Source organism: Dermatophilus sp. B7861-1 (assembly GCF_058996045.1).
On sequence record NZ_CM180082.1, the window covers coordinates 1795665 to 1820371 of the forward strand.

Below are 24707 nucleotides of genomic sequence, written 5' to 3' on the forward strand. Positions count from 1 at the left end.
AAGACCAGCACCATCAACCACGCGCCTGAGACGAAGCGAACATACAAATCGTGGCTGCCATTGCAAGGTTTAGCGACTCTGCTCGATGAAGAGGAATTGAGACAACCTGATCACAAGAAGCACTCATCTCTTCCGTGAGCCCCCAAGCTTCATTTCCCATCACCCACACATGAGAACGCGTCAAATCTGCCTCAGCGATAGGTGTATCTCCCTCACCATCTGCGGCATAAGCAACCACACCAGCCTCTTCACGAAGCCGCATCAACGTGCTCTGCACATCGACTCCCGTAACAACAGGCAGATGGAACAACGAACCCACAGTTGAGCGAACTACCTTCGGGTTGTACAAATCCACGCTTGAAGAACCAACCAAAACCGCATCCGCACCCATCGCGTCTGCGCCCCGCAAAACGGTCCCTGCATTACCTGGATCACGCACCGCAGCCAGCATGACAAGCATCCGAGGACGATCAGATCCCTCTTCAAGGATCTTCTCTAATGGCACGTCTACTTTCTCGACCACGGCCAAAACGCCTTGCGGGCTCTCCGTATCGGCCATCACAGCCAATACTTCAGCAGTCACCTCATGAACGAAAACTCCCGCAGCCAACGCCGCATCGATAATGTCCTTATGCCGCTCGCGACCATGCGGATCAACATAAACATCAATAATTGATCGTGGACACCAAGCCACTGCCTCCCGAACTGCTTGTGGCCCCTCTGCGAGAAATCTTCCCTCTTTTTGCCGCACACTCCGGCGAAGCAATGCACGAACACGACGAACCCGCTCCGCTCTCGGATTATCGAGGATGGAACGGGTTCGTCGATTGCTTTGAATACTCACGCAGCGATCGTAGCTGCGCTGAGGATCAGGAGTCCTGCTCACCCTTCGACTGAGCCGGAACGTTCGCCTTGGCGATTTCCACCAGCGCAGTAAACGCAGCAGGGTCAGAAACAGCCAACTCAGCTAGCATACGGCGGTCGACATCAACCTCAGCAGCTTTCAGTCCCTGAATGAAACGGTTGTACGTCATACCGTTCGCACGAGCTGCAGCGTTGATGCGCTGAATCCAGAGACGACGGAAGTCGCCTTTGCGCGCACGACGGTCGCGGTAGCTGTAAACGAATGAGTGAGTGACCTGCTCCTTCGCCTTGCGATACAGGCGAGAACGCTGACCGCGGTAACCGCTGGCTCGCTCGAGGGTCGTACGACGCTTCTTGTGGGCGTTAACCGCCCGCTTCACGCGTGCCACGTGATTCTCCTTGCTAATCGGATCCGCACCCGCACCTCACGGCCTTTACAGGCCGGGCACCGGAAGACTTAAAGCCTTACAGCGGAAAATATGTTCGGTGTGCGAGTGGCTTACTTGCCGAGAAGCTTCTTGACCTTCTTGGCGTCCTGCGGCGCAAGAACCTGGTCATCCTGCATACGACGAATCTGCTTGCTCGACTTGCGCTCGAGAAGGTGACGCTGGCCCGCCTGCTCGCGCATAACCTTGCCGGTACCGGTAAGGCGGAAGCGCTTCTTCGCACCACTGTGAGTCTTGTTCTTCGGCATGGGCCGATCTCCTTGTCGCTGTCGGGCCATCACACGCGAAACACGCGGATGGGCGCCGGTTGGCGCTATTACTGCCGGTAAACCGGCGATACGGACGAAGCATGAAACAACATCCGCCAAAAGGATCAGCGAGCCGATCCTGTGAAGCAGAGCCTCAGGCCTGCTCGACTGGCTCTTCAGCTGCAGTCTCAGCCGCTGCTGCCGGCACTTGCTTCTCAGCTTTAGCCTGCGCAGCCGCCCGAGCAGACTCGTCACGCTTACGACGCTGCTCAGCCTTAGCTTCTGACTTCTTCTTCGTTGGAGCGACCACCATCACCATGTTCCGGCCATCCTGCTTTGGTTGGCTTTCCACCGTTCCTAGTTCGGCGACATCATCAGCCAAACGCTGGAGCAGACGGAACCCCAACTCCGGGCGGGACTGCTCCCGACCACGGAACATGATCGTCACCTTGACCTTGTCACCACCAGAAAGGAATCGGACAACATGGCCCTTCTTCGTCTCGTAGTCGTGCGCATCGATCTTCGGTCGGAGCTTGATCTCCTTGATGACCGTATTGACCTGGTTCTTGCGGGACTCACGGGCTTTCAAAGCGGCTTCGTACTTGTACTTGCCATAATCCATGAGCTTGGCCACCGGCGGATTGGCATTAGGGGCAACCTCGACCAAGTCGAGATCAACCTCCGCAGCCAGACGCAAGGCCTCATCAATATTGACGATCCCGGCCTGCTCGCCGTTCGGTCCAACCAATCGAACCTTGGGCACTCGAATGCGGTCATTAATACGGGCTTCGCTGATGTCGCGCTCCTTTAATCTCGTGGATCCCTAACGAGGCGATCCTCTTTGAACACCTCGCCCGGCCAGGCTGCCCACAGAGGCCATGCCTCGAGAAGCCAGCAGAGCAAACCTCCACAAACTTCTCGAACCACGGACACCTGGGACACAAAAAATGCCTCTCGCAGACATCACGAAAGGCATCACCCAACACGAGACTCAGGTCCCCGAAAGACCCGACACACGACAAATCAATGTCGAAGACCCGTGACCCGAACGCAAAAGCGATAAACAGGTGGAAGCAGGGAGTGCCTCACTTGATGTCCACCTACACCGCTAAACCACAACATCTTTCACAGATGAATGACTTTGCATACGCAGGCCGACCGGTCGACTCACCATCCTATCAAGAATCCCCACCGAAGACCAGATCACCCCACCGACCTACCACCTTCAACAACCTCTTCCCACGTGACCCCCAGCACCGCCCTGATAACCCCCTCACATCCAGCTAATACACCCCCAAAACAAGCCCGGCCACATCACCAAAAGAGCATGCTTAAACCACCAGACCGCACCTTCAACAACAGAATCCCACACACCAAAACAAGGAGACACACATGAGCACCACCCGCACCGAAACCGACCTACTCGGAAGCAAAGACGTCCCCGCCAACGCCTACTACGGCATCCACGCCACCAGAGCCATCGAAAACTTCCCCATCTCCGGACACACCATCAATGACACCCCCGCCATGATCCGCGGCATGGTCATGGTCAAAAAAGCCGCAGCAATGACCAACAAAACCCTCGGAGCACTCAAACCCGAAACCGCCGACGCAATCATCTGGGCCTGCGACCAAATGCTCGACAACAACCGCTGCATGGACCAATTCCCCATCGACGTATTCCAAGGCGGCGCCGGCACATCCCTCAACATGAACACCAACGAAGTCATCGCCAACCTAGCCCTCGAACACCTCGGTGAGCCCAAAGGAAACTACAAAATCGTCAACCCCAACGATGACGTCAACCGCAGCCAATCCACCAACGATGCATACCCCTGCGGATTCCGCCTCGCCGTCGACACCATGCTCGGCGACCTAGCAGACACACTGGGCGAACTCAACGCCACCTTCGCCAACAAAGGCGACGAATTCACCGAAATCCTCAAAATGGGACGCACTCAACTTCAAGACGCCGTCCCCATGACCCTCGGCCAAGAATTCACTGCCTTCGCCGTCACCCTCGGAGAAGAACTCCGCCACCTCGACAATGCCCGCACCCTCCTACTCGAAATGAACCTCGGCGCCACAGCTATCGGAACCGGACTCAACACACCCCCCGAATACGCCAACCTCGCCCTCGTCAACCTCGCTCGAGTCAGCGGCCGCCCCTGCGTCCCCGCCCCCAACCTCATTGAAGCCACCAGCGACTGCGGGGCTTACGTCATGGCCCACGCAGCACTCAAACGCCTTGCTGTCAAACTCTCCAAAATCTGCAACGATCTACGCCTCCTATCCTCCGGACCCCGCGCAGGACTCAACGAAATCAACCTGCCCGAAATGCAAGCAGGATCATCGATCATGCCCGCCAAAGTGAACCCCGTCATACCTGAAGTCGTTAACCAGGTCTGCTTCAAAGTCATGGGCAACGACCTCACCGTCTCCCTCGCCGCAGAAGCCGGACAACTCCAACTCAACGTCATGGAACCCGTCATTGCCCAAGCGCTCTTCGAGTCCATCTCACTACTCAAAAACGCCTGCATTACCCTGCGCACCAAATGCATTCAAGGCATCACCGCCAACCCCGACGTATGCCACGAATACGTCACGAACTCCATCGGCGTGGTTACCTACCTCAACGACTACATCGGCCACACAGCCGGTGACGCCGTCGGCAAAGAAGCCGCCGCAACAGGTAAAAGCGTCCGCGAAATCGTCCTCGAACGAGAACTCATGGACGCAGACCTGCTCGATCGCGCACTTTCACGCGAAAACCTCATGCGCCCCCGCGACCTGCGCGAACTCGCAGAAAACGGGACTCCCTCCGACCCACAGGCTGCTCGATGATCTGGATTCACCTTTTAATCGTCCTCACCGCAATCCTCCTCGGCGCGAGACTCGGCGGCATCGCCATCGGTTTCGTCGGCGGCCTAGGAGTACTCGCACTAGCCCTCCTAGGCGTATCCCCCGGCGACATGCCACTCGACGTGATCTCCATCATCATGTCCGTCATCTGCGCCATCGCAGCAATGCAAGTAGCAGGCGGAATGGATTACCTCGTCAACCTCGCCGAAAAACTCCTCCGAAAAAACCCCAAACACCTCACCATCCTCGCCCCCGTCGTGACCTACCTCATGACCCTCATGGCAGGCACCGGGCACACAGCTTTCTCCACCATGCCTGTCATCACCGAAGTAGCTAAAGAAAACGACATCCGCCCCTCACGCCCACTCTCAGTAGCCGTGGTCGCCTCCCAAATCGCCATCACCGCCTCCCCCATCTCAGCGGCAGTGGTGTTCTTCTCAAGCACCCTCGAAAAACAAGGAATCGGCTACCTACAAGTACTCGGCGTAGCCATACCATCCACATTCATCGCATGCATGCTCACCGCATTCACAATGATGCTCATCGACAAATTCAACCCCAACAGTCCCCTTCACAAAGACCCGATCTATCAAGAACGACTTGCAGCAGGCACCGTCGAATCACGCAAACACCAAAACCAAGAACCAGCCCCCAACGCCCGCACATCAGTCCTCATCTTCCTCATCGGACTTATCGCCATCATGAGCTACGCCACTGCGATCTCTGACAAAGTCGGCCTCATTGAAAACCCCCCGATGACCCGTGACCAAGCCATCATCGCTTTTATGCTGACAATCGCTGCGGCCATCGTGCTCATCAGCAAAGTCCCCGCCAGTGAAGTCCTCAACGCATCAACCTTTAAATCAGGTATGAGCGCCTCCATCTGCGTGCTCGGCGTTGCATGGCTGGGAACAACTTTCGTCCACGCACACACCGCCGCAATCAAAGGAGCTGCAGGAACCCTACTCACCCAATACCCCTGGCTACTTGCAGTAGTTCTCTTCTTCGCCGCATCCCTTCTCTACTCACAAGCCGCCACAGCCAAAGCACTCATCCCCTCAGCTCTAGCCCTAGGCGTAGCCCCCGGCGCAGCACTGGCAGCATTCCCCGCCGTATCTGCTCTCTTCGTTCTACCGACTTACCCGACCTTGCTCGCAGCAGTCGAAATGGACGACACCGGAAGCACCCGCATCGGCAGAGCAGTCTTCAACCATCCATTCCTCATCCCCGGCGTACTGGCAATCACCTATGCAGTAACCATCGGATTCGCCCTCGCTCACATCATCATCTGACCAAACGCCAACATTGCAGTGGGGCGGGCAAGACCATCTAGGTCTTGCCCGCCCCACTGCAATGTTGGCGCCTCACAACGACCAGCACAACCCATCTACCGCTTCAAAGTTCTAACCCAATTCCGCAACACCACTTCACCTGCCGCACCCGAACTCTCGGGATAAAACTGTGTAGCCACCAACGGGCCGTTCTCCACCGCAGCAACAAAACGACAGCCATAATCCGACCACGACACCAACGGCCTCACAACCTCAAACGAGCCCGTCGGACATAGCGACCACGAATGCGCCGCATACTCGTGCTCGAAATAAAAACGCTCCCCACCCACGCCAACAAACAACTTCGACCCCTCAGCCGCATCAACCACACCCCACCCAACCTGCGGCAACGCCTCTCCTTTCACCGGCTCCAGAACCTCAGGCCACTCCCCCAAACCAGCAACCTCACCCCCTAACGCATCCACCACACCTTCAAACATCATCTGCATCCCTAGGCCAATCCCCAGAACCGACCGCCCACCACACAACCGAGTCTCAATCACCTGTGGCCCAAAAACCGCAGACAACTTCTCCATACACACACGGAAATCACCAAAACCTGACACCACAAGCCCATCAGCATCCTGACACTCACACCGATCCGAAGTCACAACTACCCTTGCCCCCACACGCTCAAGCACAGCAGCAACTGGTCGAACATCGCCAACTCCATACTCCAGCACCGCAACAACAGGACTCATTCCTTAGTCCCCTCCTCAACACCACGCTCTCGAACCAGCTCATCCACAACTTTCTCGAACTCTCGCGCATATTTCTCACGCGGAGCAACCACCCGCACTCCAGGCAACGCCCTCACATCACCGTGCTCAGAAAACAGCTCCACACCCGGCAAAGCCAACGTTTCAAACACAGCATCCACAACCTCCGCAGCGGCACCACCACCATCCACCAAAACCCGGTGCAAAACAGCTGACGCATGCGCCTGACGAGACTGAGGCAGCCCAGAAGAAGCAACCACATCCGCAATATCTGCCTCCAACAGCCCCGCAGGCGGCACCATCCCCTCCCCCGGCGTCCAAATAATCCATCTCACCTCACGACGAAAACCACGAGGATGCAGGGTCACCGCTGCTTGCTGCCCCACACGAAAAATCCCGATAGCCGGCCGCATCCCCATGCTCACTGGACGCCCTGCCAACGCCCGCACTGGGTCGTCATACGGAAAACGAACCCGGCTAGGTCCCGCAGGAGAAAGCAACGTCCACCCCTCAACTGAAGCTACTCCAACCTCAGCAATCCCCCTCTGCGCCCACGCCACCACCGCCGAAGAACGCCCCGTAGACAACAAAACCCCCTGATCCGCCATCGCAATGCGCCCACCCGCGGCGCCCAGATCAGTGAGCACCTTTGGCATTAGAGATCTCCCCCACCCGCGGGTTCACCTGAACCACACGCACAACAGCAGACAGCATCTCCAACGACAGCAGCATGACCCCTGCAACATCACGCATCAGGCCAAACGCAGAACTATTCACTAACCGGCTCTTACCGAAATCGACTACACAGGGACCGGACGATGCCCCCACGAACTGCGCGGTGGTCTCAAACATCCCGATCTCCCTTACTCTCGGCCGTCTCCACATTCTCGCAGGCAAAACACACGGCAACGCCGCAGAAACTCTCACTGCGCGCAATGCCCAACAAACCCAAAGCGCAGGATGCGTCAATCACACCTGCGACACAGATATTCCCCGAATAAACACGAAGACAGATTTCAGAGCCAACCACGAGACTCCCTGGCACCAACATTCACGAATGAACATCAAACCCAGAAAATGACAGCAGCCAGTCTAAAAGGGCTCTCTGACAATCAAAACGACAAAAATGCAGCCACCGACCAACCTCACATCTACTTTCTCGGACGGCCACGCTTACGCATAGGAGCAGCATCTTTCGGCGCTCGCCCCTCCTCACGCAGAGCCCGTCTCAGCACAAACTCGATATGAGCATTAACACTGCGAAGCTCATCATTCGCCCACTTCGCCAAGGCCTCATGCACCGCCGGGTCAAGACGCAACAAAATCTTCTTACGCTCAACCCGCCGACTACCTTCAGAAGGCGCGGAATCCTCATCTACCGCGCCCTCCTCAACCCCTTTTTCCACAGCCATCTCAGCTGTACAACGATCCCGAATTAACTACAGGTGTCACAGACTTCTCACCGCACAACACCACAAGCAAATTACTGACCATCGCAGCTTTACGTTCATCATCCAGCTCCACAATGGACTCCGTCTCCAACTTCGCAAGCGCCATCTCAACCATTCCCACAGCTCCTTCAACAATCTGCGCACGCGCAGCCACTACAGCCCCCGCTTGCTGACGCTGCAACATCGCTTGAGCGATCTCCGGCGCATACGCCAAGTGCGAAATACGAACCTCAATGATTTCAATACCAGCCAGAGAAACTCGCTCTGCTACTTCGTAAGCCAACTGTTCGGAAATTACATCTGTCGAACCACGAAGCGATGTTCCAGAACCGTCATAATCGTCATAAGGATGACTGCCCGTTACGTGACGCAACGCAGACTCAGCTTGCGTACGCACGAAAGACTCATAGTCCTCCACAGCAAACGTCGCCCGCGCAGTATCAGCAACCTGCCACACCACAATCGCCCCGACCTCAACAGGGTTGCCACCTGCATCGTTGACCTTGATGAGATTCGTCTCGAAGTTATGCACTCGCACGGATATCAACCGCTTCGAGGTCAATGGCAGCGCCATCAAAAGACCGGGAGTGCGCAACGTACCTACATAACGACCAAAAAATTGCACAACCCTCGTCTGACCTGGTGACACGATAGTCAAAGACGACAGTGCCAGCGCTCCCAATGCAAGCAAAAGCGGTGCCAGTAGCCCTGCTAGTGCGAACGGCTCCCCCGAATCAGCAGAAGTCACAAAAACTACAGCCATCGCAGCTCCACCGACGATAAGCGCCAAGCCGACGAAGAGAGCAACAAATCCGTCAATAGACCAAGCTCTACGCTCCGCAACATCGACACGAGCTCCGTCATGCCCTACCGGTTTTGTAGCCACTGGAGCCCTGTCTTCACTCCGAACATCTTCGAGGCTCACTTCGGTGGGTTTCTTGTTGTCGCTGCTCACGACTTCACCTGCTTTCGATAGCGGGCACTCTAGGTACCCGAAAAGTGATAAATAAAAGATATCACTTTTCGGGTACCTAGAGAGGAACTACCTACTCACGCGCTACGCGCTCAGTAGCCCCCAACTGCGCCAAAACAAACGACTCCTCACGCGCATACTGCTCCCACGCCTTATAGCGACCACTACGCCCCCCATGACCTGCCACCATCTCAGTCACAAGAAGAATCGGGCGATCCTGCCCATTCGTCGCCACCTCACGCAACCGGGCCACCCACTTCGCCGGCTCAGCAAACGAAACCCTCGTGTCATTCAAACTCGTCGTCGCCAACACAGCCGGATAACACACAGGCCGCACATTTTCATAAGGGGTATATGCCTTCATATAGGCATACACATCCGCATCATGCAGAGGGTTCCCCCACTCTTCCCACTCCGTCACCGTCAACGGCAATGAGGGATCAAGAATCGTATTAAGCGCATCCACAAACGGAACCGCCGCATGCACCACAGCAAACTTCTCCGGAGCCAAATTGACCGCAGCCCCCACCGTCAAACCACCTGCAGACCCACCTTCCAAAGCCAAACGACCCGGAGCAACAAACCCACCCTCAACCAAAGCATCCGCACACGCCACTACATCAGAGAACGTATTCGCCTTGTTGCAAAGCCGCCCCTGCTCATACCAAGAACGTCCCAACTCACCGCCACCACGCACGTGAGCAACAGCCCACACCACCCCACGATCCAACAAGGACAAACGCGGCACAGAAAACCACGGATCCAAACTCACTTCATACGCACCATAGGCATACAAAACCCCTGGAGCCGTGCCATCCAACGGAGTATCCGCTCGCGCAACCAACGACATCGGCACCTGCGTACCATCAGCTGCCACAGCCATCACTGAACGACTCACATAATCTGCCTGATCAAAACCACCAAGAACAGGCCTGGTCTTCAACGTCACCCGATGACGCGACCCAAGATCCAACGAAACAACACTCGGTGGCGTCACAAGCGTTTCATAGGAATACAACAACTCAGACGTTTCGTAATCCGGGTTAGACCACAAACCAATCGTATGCGAAACCTCGTCCGTAGGAATCTGCCACGGATCACTCCGCCACGCTCCAGGCAACCATGACTCCTGCCCAGCCGGAGCCTCTATACCATCGAGAACACCCAACCGGCGCACCACCCTCAACTGCGTAAATCCACCTGAGCGCACCGCCACCACCACATCACGCGCAAACGCACTCACCCCAACAACCCGCTCATCCTTGGCAGGCTCCAACCACCTCACCCAATCCTCCCGTGAAGACGATTCCACCGGAGCAAACGCCACCTCAAAGTCAGCATTGTTCGCATTATGCGTAACAAACATGACGTCCCCCGCAGGCTCCACGTCATACTCCACACCTTCAATACGTGGAGCAACGCACCTCAAATCACCACACGGGTCACCCAACTCCAGCAAATGCGTCTCACTCGTATTCTTCGACCCCGAAGAAATCACAAGAAAACGCTCATCCGACGAATCGCTAATTCCCACCCAAAAACGCTCATCTTCTTCCACAAAAACACGTACATCATTCTCAGCAGAAGACCCCACCTCGTGACGCCACACCTCACACGGACGCCACGCATCATCCACCCGCGTGTAAAACACAAACCGGTCATCGCTAGACCACACCAGCCCATACCCCACCCCACGGACCACATCATCAACCACCTGGCCATCACAAATACGACGAATCCGCAGATCAAAACGCTCATCGCCCGTCAAATCCACCAAATACGCGTACAGCTCACCCGAAGAGCTCACAACCTGCGAACCAACAGTGAAAAACTCCGCATCCCCGGCCTCAACATTGCCATCAAGTAGCACTTGCTCTTCAGGCAACGTCTCTACCCCTACCTCAGGACGCTCACCATCAACATCCGGAACACGACAAGCAATTCCATATTGGCCGCCCTCAACCGTCCGTGAGAAATACCACCAACCCCGATAACTCACAGGAACCGACATGTCAGTTTCCTGCGTACGCGAACGAATTTCCGAAACAATCGATTCACGCAACGGACCCAAATCAGCCATAACCGATTCTGCATACGCATTCTCAGCCTCTACATGCTCAATAACACGAGCATCCTCCACATTGGCCAACCATGCATACGGATCAGCAACAGCATCCCCGTGCACCACACGAACACGATCGCCACGAACAGGGCAAGGGGGCATCAGTGCAGACATGCCCTAACTCTACAAACCCGCCAGCACCTTCCACGACCTCTCCCCAACACCCGCATGAACACGCCCACCACCACCCGATAAGATCAACTCTGGGGGAAGAACACAGCAACAGCACCCGGGGGGCAACAAGCCACCGCAACTCGTCACGCCCGCCAACCACATGCGCATCACACAACAGGTTCAGCGAAGCACCACACGTGACGACTGGAAGTCTGCCCCCACGCACCGAACACCACCACGCACGAGAGAGGCCACCGTGACCAACGGTCCAGCACGTCCCACACACGTGCTCATCACCGGCGCCACAGGACTTCTAGGCACCGCCCTACTCGAATCCTGGCTCCGCACAAGCGACGCACATATCTCAGTTCTAGTACGCGACGCCGACCTGCCCGCCGCTGAACGCCTCCTCACCACTCTGCGAACCTCTGCCTTTGACGCTCTACGCACAGCCCGTACACCCCTACGTGAACGCATTACCCTCCTACCAGGCAGCCTGCGCGACATAGACCCCCGCACACCTCGTTACCTACCCCTTCCAACAAACATCGACCTCGTTATCCACGCAGCCGCTGACACACACCTCGAACACCCTCTTGGCCCACTCATCGAAGCTAACGCCGCAAGCACCGAATCTCTCTACCGGGCACTCGCAACAACCGGGGCAACCCCGCATGTCATCCACATCTCATCCGCGTACACCCAAGCAGGACGTACAGCCCTCGCCTACGAAGGCCCCGTTCGCCACGACCTGCGTTGGCGCGAAGAAATTACGCACATCGCCGGCAAACCTGACCTTGCCTGCGACCCACAGGCAGGACGTGCCTACGCTCGCCGCGAAGGCTGGGTAGACGCCTACACCTACACAAAAGCGCTTGGAGAACGCGTAGCCGAAGACCTCTGGGCAGGAGCAGGGAACCAACTCACCATCGTCCGCCCAAGCATGCTTGCCAGCGCTGCCGCACACCCACACCCCGGATGGTTCCGCGGCACCACCGCCCTCGAACCACTTATCAAGGCATACATACACGGCGACATAGAAGAGAAACCAGCACCCGCAACAGCCACCTTCGACATCGTCCCTGTCGACGCTGTCGTTGACATCATCCGAGCAGCTGCCTCTCTACCAGGACGCCCAGGAAGAGCCCGCTATCTTCACCAATCCACTAGCACAACAGCACCACTGCGTTTAGACGCCCTTCTCACACACCTGGATGCCGCGCTGCAAGCCCACGGTCGGCCAAAAGAACACACTGAAGCCGCTGATCCTGCCCCGACCACACGTCGCCAACAATTCACAGAGCAACTTAGAAAAACTGGCAACGAACTGCGCAACCGTCTTTTCGGCGCACCTAAACCAACACGGGCTGACCTGGCCACCAATCTTCGGCATCACGAAACCTTTGGGCCCTACCTCGACAGTTCTACTGCGTTCAACGCGGCAGTAACCAGCGTTTTACTCGCTGAATACCGCACCAACGGAGGAACAGCAGTCGATCTCCACGGATTCGACTGGCGAACCTACTTCACCACCATCCTCGTACCCGCGCTAGGACGGGCACGAGGATGGTGGAAAACCTCAACAAATACTGTGCCCCGGCCTACTCAGCCCAATACAAACATCCGGCAAGCAGTCGCTCAACAAGGACAATTGGCACGCAGCGTGGCCACTGTCCTGGATGACACAACCCCAGAAGTAAGCAGAGGCGAAGCAGCTTCTTAACTACCCAAGACAAGAAGGCCCAAGCAAAGCCTTCAAATCACCAAACAACGCAGGAGTAGCCTCTACGCGCAATGTGTCGTCGAGACGCATCACCACCGAACGACCCGGCTGCGTCAAACGAACGTGAACTTCCGTGCCTCCAGGATGCTCACTCAAAACAGCTTTCAGCTTGTTTGCCATTTCCACAGTTGCACGCGCAAGGGGAATCGAGACCATCACCGGACCGCGAGCACCACCATCCGTCAAATCCGGAATAATCAGATCCTGTGCATAAATCGAAACTTGATCATCACGTCGATTTACTCGACCACGAACAGCACAAACAACATCAGTCGCCAACATAGTCGACACTGTTTGATAAGTCTTCGGGAAGAAAAGGCAATCGATCCCTCCATCGAGGTCTTCTAATTGAACAATTGCCCACAAATCGCCATTTTTTGTACGCTTAAGCGAAAGGTTCGTAATAAGACCGGCAATCGTGACCGTTGCCCCATCGCCCCTCCCGCCTTCTTCAACCAAAAGAGAAGCAATCGACGTATCGGCATGTTTTGCAAGAATATGCTCAAGCCCATACAGCGGATGATCTGAAACATACAGACCGAGCATTTCCCGCTCGAAAGACAAAAGTGTTTTTTTATCCCACTCTTTGTCAGGGATAGCAGGCAGGGCGCTCATCATCCCCACTGACTCGTCGGCCTCGTCTCCGAAGGCACCGAACAAGGAATCCTGCCCCACTGCTTCCTTACGCTTGACATCAACTAGCGCATCTACATACTGCTCATGGACAGACACAAGGCCAGAGCGAGCATTCCCCATCGAATCAAAAGCACCAGATTTAATCAGTGACTCAACCGTACGCTTATTGCAAACAACTGAGGGTACTTTACCTAAGAAGTCACTAAAAGATGTGAACTCTCCTTTCTCTTCCCTGGAGTTAATGATCCCCTCCACCACAGGCCCACCAACGTTGCGGATCGCAGATAACCCGAACCTGATATCTTCGCCGACGGCAGCAAATTTCTCAACAGAAGCATTCACATCTGGAGGGAGAACTTTAATTCCCATGTGTCGACATTCATTCAAATAAAGAGCCGACTTGTCTTTATTTTCACGAACACTCGTCAACAAAGCCGCCATATACTCGGCAGGATAGTGAGCTTTTAAATAAGCGGTCCAATAAGACACTACGCCGTAGGCTGCAGAGTGCGCCTTATTGAATGCATAGTTCGAGAAAGGAACTAGAACATCCCACAAAGTCTGAATAGATTTTTTTGAAAACCCCGAATCCAGCATCCCCTTCTCAAAAGCAGGGAACTCCGCATCAAGGACTTCTTTTTTCTTTTTACCCATAGCCCGACGAAGCAGATCAGCGCTACCGAGCGTGTATCCGGCAAGACGCTGAGCAATTGCCATAACCTGCTCCTGATATATGATCAAGCCATACGTATCACCAAGGATCGGCTCTAAAGCCTCAGCAAGCTCTGGGTGAGGATACTCAACTTCCTGCTGTTTATTTTTACGTAGGGCATAGTTAGTATGCGCGTTTGCACCCATGGGACCAGGACGATAAAGAGCACCCAAAGCTGAAATATCTTCAAAGTTGTCCGGACGCATTAGACGCAACAAAGACCGATAACCAGTGGAGTCAAACTGAAAAACTCCCAGAGTATCGCCACGAGTCAACAAATCATAAGTAGCCTTATCCGTTGGGTCACGCCGCAAAGCATCCAAATCAACTTCTTCGCCGCGGTTCATTTTTACATTCTCAAGTGCATCATCAAGAATCGTAAGATTGCGCAGCCCGAGGAAGTCCATCTTCACCAGCCCCAACGTTTCGCACGTCGGGTAATCAAACTGGGTAATGATTTGACCGTCCTGCTCCCGCTTCATAATCGGGATCACGTCGATAAGGGGTTCAGAGGACATAATGACGCCAGCGGCGTGCACTCCCCATTGACGCTTAAGCCCCTCAATTCCCCTAGCTGTCTCTACAACTTCTTGCGCATTAGGGTCTGCTTCTACTACCTCACGGAAATCTTGACCTTCTGCGTACCTCTTATGTTCGGGATCATATAACCCAGACAGAGGTACGCCCTTTCCCATAATGTCAGGCGGCATAGCCTTCGTAAGCTTTTCCCCTAATGCAAAGGGAAATCCCATAACGCGACCAGCATCTTTAACCGCTTGCTTGGCTTTGATCGTGCCATACGTCACGATCATTGCCACTCGTTCTGTCCCATACTTCTCGGTTACATACTTAATAACCTCAGGGCGACGACGATCATCGAAGTCAACATCGAAGTCAGGCATCGACTTGCGCTCAGGATTCAAAAAACGCTCGAAAATAAGCCCATGCTCATACGGGTCCAGATCCGTGATTTTCATTGCATATGCGCACATAGATCCTGCACCAGAACCGCGCCCAGGCCCTACGCGAATCCCGTTATTCTTTGCCCACTTAATATAGTCAGCTACGACAAGAAAATATCCAGCGTAACCTTTTCCAATAATGACTTCCTCTTCATATTCTGCTTGCTTGCGCGCATACTCAGGGACACCGTCTGGGAAGCGCTCACGTAGCCCCGTTTCCACCTCTTTAATAAACCAACTAGTCTCGTCTTCACCTGGAGGACAGGGATACTTAGGCATAAAACGCCCCTCCCCCTCAGTGAAAGAAACCTCGCACCTTTCCGCAATATCCAAAGTGTTATCGCAAGCTTCTGGCAACTCACGCCACAAGTGCCTCATCTGTGCTGGAGACTTTAGATAAAACTCATCAGCATCAAATTTAAAGCGATTGGGATCCATAAGCGTAGATCCAGATTGAACACACAAAAGAGCAGCATGCGCTTTTGCATCTTCAGCATGCGTGTAGTGCAGATCGTTTGTGGCAACTAAAGGAAGATTCAGTTCTCTTGCCAGTCGTAGAAGATCACGCTGAACACGTCGCTCAATGTCTAGACCATGATCCATTAACTCACAAAAATAGTTTTCCGGACCAAAAATATCTCGAAAGTCACTAGCGGCCTGTTTTGCTTCCTCATACTGCCCTAGACGCAACCTCGTCTGAACTTCCCCAGAAGGGCAGCCGGTAGTTGCAATAATTCCTTTGCCGTACTGTTCCAGAAGATCCCGATCCATACGCGGCTTGAAATAATGCCCCTCGATCGAGGCAATTGAGCACATACGAAACAAATTAAGCAAAGAATCGTTCGTAGGCGCCCACATAGTCATATGGGTGTAGGCACCTGAACCTGAAACATCATCACGACCACCCGGACCAAACTTCACACGTGTTTTATCAGCGCGTTGAGTTCCCGGCGTTACATATGCTTCGATTCCAATAACGGGCCGCACATCGTGCTTTTTTGATTTTTTCCAGAACTCATAAGCGCCGAAAATATATCCATGATCTGTTGTAGCAACAGCAGGCATGCCCATCTTTTTAGCTGCCGCAAACAGATCGTCAATCTTTGCAGCACCATCAAGCATTGAATACTCGGTGTGATTGTGCAGATGCACGAAAGAATCATTATGTTTCGTCAACTTTAATTCAGTTGACGGCGCTGAACTAACGCTAGGAGTTTCTGACGGCGACTGGGGCGCAGCGTCCTGTACAACAGGCGCGGCGGCTTCGGGTGCGTGCATTGACATGGTGATCCCACTCTAGAACGCCTTACCCTCATGGTCGACGGACCACTGCGTGCGTCTTCGTGCATACAGACCTTGCTGCGCAGTTCCACACCACAATAGCTATACAACGCAGAGGGGCTGTGTCAGAAACCTCCTGACACAGCCCCATAACTAGCGCGTTAAACCTTCAACTCATGCACCAGCCGGTTCAGTCACCACCTGAGCAACAGCCACGATCAGCTCATCACCGACTTTGACCTCACCACTGGCAACACCCTCCACGAGCGAGAACTCGTTGCGGTTAGAAACAACCACTGGCGAAAGCAGCGGATGCCCAGCCTCGCGAATGACAGCGGGATCGAAGGTAACTAGCTTATGACCAGCAAAGACCTTGTCTCCACGCTTCACGTGGGCCTCGAAACCTCGCCCGCCAAGAGAAGCAGTTCCTGTTCCGACGTGCACAAGAAGCTCAACACCGTTCTCAAGTTGGACTCCCACAGCCTGCCCACCCTGAGCGATGAAGCTCACTGTGCCATCAGCAGGCGCAAAGACCTCTGTACCAGTTACTTCGATTGCCACACCAGGGCCAACTGCGCCGATAGCGAAAGCATCATCAGAAACAGAAGACAACGGCTTAACAACGCCCTGAAGCGGAGAAGGAATGTTCTTCCGGTCACCAACAATCACCTCGGCAACGGCTGGTTTCTCCTCCTCCGTAGTGACGACTCCATCTTCAGCAGCAAGTGCTGCACGCTGAGCTGCACGCTCTTCAGGAGTCATGTAGTCCGCAACAATGACCAAAATCATTGCAGTGAAGAAAGCAACAGCAATAGCAATAGTGTATAGAAGCACATTGTCAAACGCCGGGATAGTGAGCAATGAAGTGAAGACGAATGCCTTCGTTTGCAAACCACCACCAAGACCGACGACCAAACCACCTAGACCACATCCGATGAGCATTCGGGGGTAGATGCGCTTATAACGCAAGTGAATTCCATAAAGGCTCGGCTCAGAAATACCACCTAACAGACCCGCAGCCAAAGCCCCCGTAGCGGTCTGGCGCATCTGAACTTCTTTGTTCTTAACCGCCAAGAACAAAACCCCAGCCGTGGCACCAAAGCAGGCGAAGTTCCATGCGCCCATCGGCCCCTGGATAAAGTCATACCCAAGGGTCTGAATATTGAGAAGCATGATTGCGTTAATAGGCCAGTGCAAACCCAACGGCACCATGAACGGGTAGGCCAAAGGAATGACAATCGCAAAAATCAGTGCGTTGAAGTCATTAATAGACTTAAGAACCTGCCCAATAGCCGCGCCTGCATACACCCCGATAGGACCAATCAGGAACGCAGTAAGCGGGATCATAATAAGCATGGCTAGGAATGGGACGAAGATCAGATGCAAGCTCGTCGGAATGATCTTCTTCAACCACTTGTATAAGGGGCCAAGCACCGCAGCCATAAGAAGAGGAGGGAATACTGAGCTGCCGTAGTTAAAGATCGTCAACGGCAAACCAAAGACAGAGAAGATCTTCACCTCAGACCCGAACACAGTTGCTGTGCCGGCCATCTTGCCGAGACCTTCAGAAAAGGCTGGCAACATCAACACAGCCATGATGCCGAATCCAACCCACGGATCCGCACCCAGCTTTTTAGAAGCGTTGTAGGCGATCATCAAGGGCAGGAAGGTGAAGACACCCTGCCACATCAAGTTAATGAATGGCCATCCACCGTCAAGTTGCACGCGCGGATCAGCCCAGTTGCCAATAACCTGCAAGGTCGCCATCAACGACATGAACGTGATGAACAACGAAGCGCCGAGCAACGCGCCAATAATCGGTCTGAAGCTATCAGAGAGGAACTCGAAGAAGGAGTCAACTGCCGCGGACTTCCCCCGAATCCCCCCAGCCCGAGCTGCAGCCTTGGTCGCTGCCATCTCGTCCTCGAAAGATTTCTTTCCGCTACCACCCTCAGCCATGCCTGGCAAGGCCATGATGTGGTTATAGACGCTATCGACGTGGCCGCCAATAACTACCTGGTACCGATCACCGGTTTGTGGCACGGCACCCATAACCACGGGGAGTTGCTCCAAGGCAGCCGCGCCTACCTTAGAGCTGTCCACCAGCTGAAACCGCAAGCGGGTGGCACAGTGTGTGAGGCCTACGACATTGTTTGCCCCACCAACGCCAGCGAGAATCTCGCTCGCTTCATTATTTGCCATTTTGACTTCCTGATTTTTCCGGGTCAGGCCGACGTGGACTGACCATCAAGGGGATTGAGGGCTCTCACCTCAGTCGCAGTGCCAGCTTCAAGGGCTTTGTCGGCCAACACACGACAGTCTTCAAATGAAACCGCACGTACTGCGGCTTTAATCTCCGGGATAGCAGGAATCGAGCACGAAAGCTCATCCACGCCAAGCCCAATAAGGAAAGGAACGGCTTGAGGATCAGACGCTATTCCGCCGCAAACTCCCAGCCACTTTCCTTCAGAATGTGCAGCTTTCGCTGCTCGACCAATCAGTTGCAGTACCGCCGGATTGCACGGATCCACCTGACTGGCCAGCTTAGGATGCCCGCGATCCATCGCAAGCGTATAACTCGTCAAATCATTAGTGCCGACACTAAAGAAATCGACTTCTTTTGCGAATTGTGAAGCCATCACAGCCACAGAAGGAACCTCAACCATGATTCCCAACGGCACGCGCGCTACACCAAGGGAAACAGCCTCAGCATCAAAGATCGCCTTGGCGGCACGGAATTCTTCAAGAGTAGCGATCATCGGAAACATGACCTGCAAATTCGTGCCACCATCTGCGGCGCGGAGAATTGCCCTGGCCTGAGTGCGCAACACCTCCGGTCGCTCCAATCCCACACGCACCCCCCGAACACCGAGGAAGGGATTTTCTTCACGCTCAATAGGTAGGTAGGGCAATGGCTTATCCCCACCAACATCAAGCGTGCGAATCACCAACGGCTGCCCGGGATGCAGCGAACGAGAAATCTCGCGATAAATACTCGTCTGCTCATCTTCGCTTGGAGCAGACGAACGCCCCAAGAAAATAAACTCACTCCGCAACAAGCCAACACCCTCGGCGCCATATTTCATCGCCGAACATGCATCCTCAACGTTGCCAATGTTGGCTACAACCTCAATGGAGTATCCATCCGTCGTCACTGCACTCTCATGCGCGTGAGATAGGTCTGCCTCGTGCTTAGCAGCCAATGCTGCCTGACGTTCTTCAATACGCGCGATCTCGGCATCATCAGCCCCCATACGCAAAGTACCAGCTGCGCCATCGAGAATAACCCGCGTTCCGTCAGGCACTTCCAGCGCTGCGCGCTCAATACCAGCCACCGCAGGAATCCCCATGCTGCGGGCAATAATCGCTACGTGGCTCGAGGCTCCACCAGCGGTAGTAGCAAACCCAACAACCTTGCTGCGATCAAGGGCTGCAGTGTCAGACGGAGTGAGATCCTCAGCAACAAGGATGGTTCCCTCCTCAAACTCCATCACCTCGCCGGAATTGCCTGTCAGCTCAGCAAGCACTCGCCGACCAACATCACGAATATCTGTCGCCCGCCCAGACAAAACCTCATCACGGAGCGCAGCCAACTGTGCCGCCTGCGCCATAAACGACTGCTGCCAAGCAAATGGCGCACTTCTACCGGCATTAATCTGTGCAACAGCGCCCGTCCGCAACTCGGGGTCAGCAATGATCTCACTATGCGCGGCGAAAATCGCTGCTTTCTCATCGTCGCTAGCAACGCGCTCACTCAACGCCACAATCTGCTCACGCGCCCGCTCAATGGCCGCATCGAGCACTCGCAACTCTTCAGCAGGATCAGATGCGTCTTCGGCAAAGTCAGCAATATCAACATGCAACTGCCGAACATGCCCAATCGCCAATCCTGTTGAGGCCGCAACACCAAGAAGCAGATTCGGATCCCCTGACCGTGGCCCCGACCAAGAATCGACAGAAGAATCACTCGCAGCCACAGCGGCACTAGACCCCGCATCCGGACCAATATCGTCGCCAAGACCGCTGAGAATTGCCGCAGCCAAACGCTCCACCGTCTTCTGCGCGTTATCGCCACGCGCAGCCACCTGCACAGCAGAACCCCGAGTCAATCCAAGAGCCAGCACACTAGTGATGCTCGTCGCATTTGCAGATTTTCCCGCATAGCGCAGCTCAGACTCGCCACCAAGCTCTTTAGCCAACGTCACCAAAGTGGCAGCCGGACGCGCATGCATACCCGTTGGGTTCGGAATGATCAGCTCTTCGGAAACAACAAAGTCCCCCTCAAAGGCAGATTCCACCTGAGCAGAAAGCTGCGCCCCAGGCACAAGCGTGACTCGAGCGACAGCGTCCTCCCCGACAGTCACTAGTCCACCAACGACCTCAACACCACTGACCAACTCGCCATTGGTGATAACCACCTCGGTCAGGGTGCTAGTTGCTTTCTCAGAGACCACTGCCAAATCGAAGCGCACCAACGGTTCACCAACTCGAACAACCTGTCCAGTCTCGACCAGGGCTTCGAAACCCTCTCCATCAAGACGCACGGTCTCAAGTCCGATGTGCATCAGCACTTCGAGACCTTCACCTGTCCGAATAGTCACCGCATGCTTAGAAGGATGAAGATCAATCACCTCACCATCTACAGGCGCACACAGCTCCGAACTCATCGGATAGATGGAGAATCCATCCCCGACCATCCTCTTCGCGAAGACTGGGTCGGGGACCTCCTCCAAGGGCACAACAGCACCAGTCATCGGTGCCATCAAGACCACGCGATCTGCAGTCATTGCTCGATCACTTTCTTCAAGGTTGCTTAAGGGTACGCCGCCGTGCACCTCACACAAGCAGATGCACGTACAACTAAACCCTGACGCTACCTCGAAGCAGTCCTCGACAGTTACCCAGGTGGCGTACGTGTGCGGAAGCTAGCAGCTCATCCTGCACGCAAAAGATCTACTGCATCGGCAAGATCCGCGGGATAAGAGCTGGTGAATTCCACGTACCGCCCAGAATCCGGATGGATAAAACCAAGTTTCATTGCATGCAGCCATTGGCGTATCAAACCTAGACGAGCTGCCAGCTTCGGATCAGCTCCATACAAGGGATCCCCCACACACGGACGCCCTGTCGCTGCAAAATGCACACGAATTTGGTGTGTGCGACCAGTCTCTAGATGAACCTCAATGAGAGAAGCCTCACGAAAAGCCTCAAGCACTTCATAATGCGTCACACTCGGCTTACCAGAACGCATGACAGCAAACTTGAAATCATGCCCGGGATGCCTTCCGATCGGAGCATCGATGGTACCGACAATCGGATCAGGCAGCCCCTGCACAACAGCATGATAAGTCTTGTCAACAGTACGGTCACGGAAAGCCTGCTTGAGTACCGAATAGGCATGTTCACTCTTCGCAACAACCATCAAGCCGCTCGTCCCTACATCAAGACGCGACACAATGCCCTGGCGCTCAGGAGCCCCCGAAGTAGAGATCCGATAACCAGCTGCACGCAACCCACCCACAACAGTCGGACCAGACCACCCCACACTGGGATGCGCAGCCACACCCACTGGCTTATCGACCACCACAATGTCCGAATCGTCGTGCACGATACGCATACCCGGCACAGGCTCAGCCTTAACCTCTAAACCAGAAGGCAACTCTGGCCCCGGCAATGACACTTCCAAAATTGCGCCCGCTGAAACCCTGTCCCCCTTAGAAACCACCACATCATCAACGAGCACATCGCCAGCTTCAATTAATTTGCTGCCCTTGGAACGCGACAAACCAAACAGCCTGGCCAACACAGCATCCACACGCTCGCCGCTAAGACCCTCCGGAACCGGAAACCGTCTCACTTCACTCATTCGCGTTCCTGCCCACTTATCGCCTCACCAAACTTCATATCCCCCTCCTGAGGTGCCGCCACCGAAAACGCCTCCCAACCAGCCACAGCTGCCACAAAAATCATCACCGCAGCCACAGTGATCGCCGAATCAGCAACGTTAAAAACTGGAAACGACCCGACCGAGATGAAGTCAACGACATGCCCATAACCAAACGAAGGTGGCCGCCACAGCCGATCAAAAAGATTTCCAGTCGCACCACCAAACACAAGCCCTAACGTCACAGCCCACCACATAGACCTCAAACGCCAGGCAGCCACGAACACTGCCAACCCAACCACAGCCTGAAAAACCGTGAACACAGGAGTAATAGATTCGCCCACAGAAAACGCAGCACCCGGATTAAAAACCAAACGAAAACGAACCCAATCCCCAATAACGGCGACTGGCCCTTCCTCCAACGTGCGCAAAGCCACACACTTCGACCACTGATCCAAGACAAACACGACCGCGCCAATGAGCAGCACAAGAACACCTGGCATCAGCCGTGCAGCTCCATAGGCAGCACGTGAATCGTTTTTTTTCCAGAGCATCACACCAAGAATGGTGCCCCAACCACCCCACCACGACTAATCATCGACGAAGACGTGCGGACGCCCCACCCGGCACACCAAGGCGGAGCGTCCTCGCTGACTTCCTTCTACAGTCAGGCGTCACCAAGACCAGCAGGTGCCATAGGAGCCTGCGACTCAAGAGCGCCCAGCTGCTTCTCCAGGTACGAACGCAGGCGCGTACGGTACTCAGACTCAAAAGAACGCAAGCCACTGATAGCAGCCTCCAGAGAAGATTTCTCCCCCTCCAGAGCCGCCAAAATTTCCTGACGACGGCGCTGCGCCTCACCAACAAGCTGATCAGCTTCACTACGCGCCTCACCAAGCAAACGCGTATGCGTGGCCTGAGCCTCGCCCGTCAACCGATCATGCTGCTCCTGCGCGGAGGAAACCAAGTCCGCATGTTTCTGCTGACCAGTACGGACCAAGTCGTCATGCCGCTGCTGAGCTTCTCGCAGCAACGTGTCACGCTTAGTGGTGGCATCAGCGAGCATGGAATCCCGCTGAACCCGAACCTCGCTCATCATCTTGTCGCGAGTAACCGTCGCCTCATTCACCAAGCGCTCGTGCTCGGCTTTACCCTGCGCAACGTACTCATCGTGCACTCGCTGAGCCAGGGCAATAACACCGGCAGCATCAGTAGAGCCAGACTCAGCCACAGGACTCGGCGCAGGCGGAGCTGCACTCGCCTGAGCAGCTGCCTCCTCACGAGCCGCGGCGATCCTCTTCTCTGCCTCACGCTCAACCGCAGCAACCTGCTCTTCGGCACGCCGCTTCACCGCAGCGATACGCTCGGCCACCTCGGCCTCGAGCTGTGCAGGGTCAATGCGACCATCGGTGGCGCCGCCACCACCGGTCTCAGCACGCCGCCGCAAGTCCGCGTTCTCAGCGTTGAGTCGACGGAACTCCGCAACGATCTCGTCGAGGAAGTCATCGACCTCCTGCTCGTCGTACCCACGACGGAACTGAGTGGCTGTGAAGTTTTTGTTGAGAATGTCTTCTGGCGTGAGAGCCATCAACCGTCCCCTTTGCATTGGCGGAAGCGTGTGCCCAGATGATCGGCAACCATAGCCGAGCCCCCGAACACTCGACACCACGACAAATCGCTGGACCGCTGGTCAGGCACGAACACGGACCCGACCAGACCCGACGATTCTGCACGACGAGAACTGATCTGACCAGGACGGCCGACCCGAAAACACGGAAACGATCAACGTGTAGACGAGCACATTTCAACTGAGCTGTTGAAAAAAGCCTACCAGCAAGGAAATCATGAGAATGAGTACGAGGAACGACAGATCCAATGCAACAGCCCCCAAACGCAGCGGAGGAATAGCTTTCCGCAAGGCTTTCAGAGGTGGATCCGTCACTGTGTAGACCCCCTCACAAAGCATAAGAATCACACCCTTAGGCCGCCAATCACGCGCCAAGAGCTGAATCCAGTCAATGACCAGCCGGGCAATCAACACGAACATATAGAGGTTCAGCAACCACGCCACAAGAGCAAAAAATCCCTGCATAACCTAAGTATCCCTAGCTCTCCCGAGGGCCAAACCCTCGCTCCACTAACGCCACACCAACTCTTATTGGGCACCCACAACAGCCCAATACCCACAACCACTTCACACCCACGAAAACGCCACGCACACAGGTGAGGTCGGCCCCCCACTTCAAAGGACCGACCTCATCAATTCAACGCATACAACACATGCACACAACCGGACCCACATAGAACCGACCGCGGCGC

General features: G+C 55.0%; 20 protein-coding genes. 3 read left to right on the forward strand and 17 right to left on the reverse strand.

What is annotated here, in order from left to right; genetic code table 11:
• Positions 1-13 precede the first annotated feature (13 nt).
• The 4 genes from AC2T9U_RS07925 to infC all read right to left on the reverse strand — a co-directional run bounded on the left by AC2T9U_RS07925 (position 14) and on the right by infC (position 2321).
• Positions 14-844 (reverse strand): TrmH family RNA methyltransferase, encoded by an 831-nt coding sequence (locus AC2T9U_RS07925; protein ID WP_493695744.1) that lies wholly within the window; start codon positions 842-844, stop codon positions 14-16.
• 25 nt (positions 845-869) lie between these two features.
• Entirely contained in the window at positions 870-1253 is a 384-nt protein-coding gene (gene rplT / locus AC2T9U_RS07930; protein WP_115029695.1) for a 50S ribosomal protein L20, read from the reverse strand.
• A gap of 110 nt (positions 1254-1363) precedes the next feature.
• The gene (gene rpmI, locus AC2T9U_RS07935; protein ID WP_028326906.1) at positions 1364-1558 is read right to left on the reverse strand and encodes a 50S ribosomal protein L35; all 195 of its coding nucleotides are present in this window, start codon (positions 1556-1558) and stop codon (positions 1364-1366) included.
• Positions 1559-1712: 154 nt separating this feature from the next.
• A complete protein-coding gene (gene infC, locus AC2T9U_RS07940; protein ID WP_493695745.1) occupies positions 1713-2321 on the reverse strand; it encodes a translation initiation factor IF-3 in 609 nt (202 codons plus the stop codon).
• Positions 2322-2950: 629 nt separating this feature from the next.
• Between infC and aspA the strand changes: the two genes are divergently transcribed.
• On the forward strand, positions 2951-4402 hold the full coding sequence (aspA, locus tag AC2T9U_RS07945; protein WP_493695746.1) for an aspartate ammonia-lyase: 1452 nt from the start codon (positions 2951-2953) through the stop codon (positions 4400-4402).
• On the forward strand, positions 4399-5712 hold the full coding sequence (locus tag AC2T9U_RS07950; protein ID WP_493695747.1) for an anaerobic C4-dicarboxylate transporter: 1314 nt from the start codon (positions 4399-4401) through the stop codon (positions 5710-5712). Before aspA ends, AC2T9U_RS07950 begins: the two co-directional genes overlap by 4 nt.
• Positions 5713-5807: 95 nt before the next feature.
• Here the strand turns inward: AC2T9U_RS07950 and hisH are convergent, their stop codons facing one another.
• The 6 genes from hisH to AC2T9U_RS07980 form a co-directional block, all read right to left on the reverse strand.
• Positions 5808-6452, reverse strand: coding sequence for an imidazole glycerol phosphate synthase subunit HisH (hisH, locus tag AC2T9U_RS07955; protein WP_493695748.1), 645 nt, complete (start codon positions 6450-6452; stop codon positions 5808-5810).
• Positions 6449-7126 (reverse strand): hypothetical protein, encoded by a 678-nt coding sequence (locus AC2T9U_RS07960; protein ID WP_493695749.1) that lies wholly within the window; start codon positions 7124-7126, stop codon positions 6449-6451. The genes hisH and AC2T9U_RS07960 overlap by 4 nt, the downstream gene beginning before the upstream one ends.
• On the reverse strand, positions 7107-7322 hold the full coding sequence (locus AC2T9U_RS07965) for a hypothetical protein (protein WP_493695750.1): 216 nt from the start codon (positions 7320-7322) through the stop codon (positions 7107-7109). The genes AC2T9U_RS07960 and AC2T9U_RS07965 overlap by 20 nt, the downstream gene beginning before the upstream one ends.
• A gap of 299 nt (positions 7323-7621) precedes the next feature.
• Positions 7622-7882: a type II toxin-antitoxin system antitoxin gene (locus AC2T9U_RS07970; RefSeq protein ID WP_493695751.1), complete on the reverse strand. Its 261-nt coding sequence runs from the start codon at positions 7880-7882 to the stop codon at positions 7622-7624.
• A gap of 1 nt (position 7883) precedes the next feature.
• Positions 7884-8876 carry an SPFH domain-containing protein gene (locus AC2T9U_RS07975; protein ID WP_493695752.1) on the reverse strand — a complete coding sequence of 331 codons (993 nt, stop codon included), beginning with the start codon at positions 8874-8876 and terminating at the stop codon, positions 7884-7886.
• Positions 8877-8967: 91 nt separating this feature from the next.
• The gene (locus tag AC2T9U_RS07980) at positions 8968-11130 is read right to left on the reverse strand and encodes a S9 family peptidase (RefSeq protein ID WP_493695753.1); all 2163 of its coding nucleotides are present in this window, start codon (positions 11128-11130) and stop codon (positions 8968-8970) included.
• A 256-nt stretch (positions 11131-11386) separates the two neighbouring features.
• On the opposite strand from AC2T9U_RS07980, the gene AC2T9U_RS07985 reads away from it, so the two are divergent.
• Positions 11387-12853, forward strand: coding sequence for an SDR family oxidoreductase (locus AC2T9U_RS07985; protein WP_493695754.1), 1467 nt, complete (start codon positions 11387-11389; stop codon positions 12851-12853).
• On the opposite strand, the gene dnaE is transcribed toward AC2T9U_RS07985, so the two are convergent.
• The 7 genes from dnaE to AC2T9U_RS08020 form a co-directional block, all read right to left on the reverse strand.
• Entirely contained in the window at positions 12854-16345 is a 3492-nt protein-coding gene (gene dnaE, locus AC2T9U_RS07990) for a DNA polymerase III subunit alpha (protein ID WP_493696946.1), read from the reverse strand.
• A gap of 333 nt (positions 16346-16678) precedes the next feature.
• Positions 16679-18706 (reverse strand): glucose PTS transporter subunit IIA, encoded by a 2028-nt coding sequence (locus tag AC2T9U_RS07995; RefSeq protein WP_493695755.1) that lies wholly within the window; start codon positions 18704-18706, stop codon positions 16679-16681.
• 23 nt (positions 18707-18729) lie between these two features.
• Positions 18730-21291, reverse strand: coding sequence for a phosphoenolpyruvate--protein phosphotransferase (gene ptsP / locus AC2T9U_RS08000; protein WP_493695756.1), 2562 nt, complete (start codon positions 21289-21291; stop codon positions 18730-18732).
• 146 nt (positions 21292-21437) lie between these two features.
• Positions 21438-22370, reverse strand: coding sequence for an RluA family pseudouridine synthase (locus AC2T9U_RS08005; RefSeq protein ID WP_115029670.1), 933 nt, complete (start codon positions 22368-22370; stop codon positions 21438-21440).
• Positions 22367-22891, reverse strand: coding sequence for a signal peptidase II (lspA, locus tag AC2T9U_RS08010; protein ID WP_220181645.1), 525 nt, complete (start codon positions 22889-22891; stop codon positions 22367-22369). Before lspA ends, AC2T9U_RS08005 begins: the two co-directional genes overlap by 4 nt.
• A 164-nt stretch (positions 22892-23055) precedes the next feature.
• On the reverse strand, positions 23056-23976 hold the full coding sequence (locus AC2T9U_RS08015) for a DivIVA domain-containing protein (RefSeq protein ID WP_028326920.1): 921 nt from the start codon (positions 23974-23976) through the stop codon (positions 23056-23058).
• Between the two features lie 216 nt (positions 23977-24192).
• Positions 24193-24480, reverse strand: coding sequence for a YggT family protein (locus tag AC2T9U_RS08020; RefSeq protein WP_028326921.1), 288 nt, complete (start codon positions 24478-24480; stop codon positions 24193-24195).
• Positions 24481-24707 lie beyond the last annotated feature (227 nt).

Coding starts and splice junctions, on each gene's coding strand:
- rpmI (WP_028326906.1), bottom strand. CDS start 1,558: ATGCCGAAGAACAAGACTCACAGTGGTGCGAAGAAGCGCTTCCGCCTT.
- aspA (WP_493695746.1), top strand. CDS start 2,951: ATGAGCACCACCCGCACCGAAACCGACCTACTCGGAAGCAAAGACGTC.
- AC2T9U_RS07950 (WP_493695747.1), top strand. CDS start 4,399: ATGATCTGGATTCACCTTTTAATCGTCCTCACCGCAATCCTCCTCGGC.
- hisH (WP_493695748.1), bottom strand. CDS start 6,452: ATGAGTCCTGTTGTTGCGGTGCTGGAGTATGGAGTTGGCGATGTTCGA.
- AC2T9U_RS07960 (WP_493695749.1), bottom strand. CDS start 7,126: ATGCCAAAGGTGCTCACTGATCTGGGCGCCGCGGGTGGGCGCATTGCG.
- AC2T9U_RS07965 (WP_493695750.1), bottom strand. CDS start 7,322: ATGTTTGAGACCACCGCGCAGTTCGTGGGGGCATCGTCCGGTCCCTGT.
- AC2T9U_RS07970 (WP_493695751.1), bottom strand. CDS start 7,882: ATGGCTGTGGAAAAAGGGGTTGAGGAGGGCGCGGTAGATGAGGATTCC.
- AC2T9U_RS07980 (WP_493695753.1), bottom strand. CDS start 11,130: ATGTCTGCACTGATGCCCCCTTGCCCTGTTCGTGGCGATCGTGTTCGT.
- dnaE (WP_493696946.1), bottom strand. CDS start 16,345: ATGCTTGATGGTGCTGCAAAGATTGACGATCTGTTTGCGGCAGCTAAA.
- AC2T9U_RS07995 (WP_493695755.1), bottom strand. CDS start 18,706: ATGGCAAATAATGAAGCGAGCGAGATTCTCGCTGGCGTTGGTGGGGCA.
- ptsP (WP_493695756.1), bottom strand. CDS start 21,291: ATGACTGCAGATCGCGTGGTCTTGATGGCACCGATGACTGGTGCTGTT.
- AC2T9U_RS08005 (WP_115029670.1), bottom strand. CDS start 22,370: ATGAGTGAAGTGAGACGGTTTCCGGTTCCGGAGGGTCTTAGCGGCGAG.
- lspA (WP_220181645.1), bottom strand. CDS start 22,891: ATGCCAGGTGTTCTTGTGCTGCTCATTGGCGCGGTCGTGTTTGTCTTG.
- AC2T9U_RS08015 (WP_028326920.1), bottom strand. CDS start 23,976: ATGGCTCTCACGCCAGAAGACATTCTCAACAAAAACTTCACAGCCACT.
- AC2T9U_RS08020 (WP_028326921.1), bottom strand. CDS start 24,480: ATGCAGGGATTTTTTGCTCTTGTGGCGTGGTTGCTGAACCTCTATATG.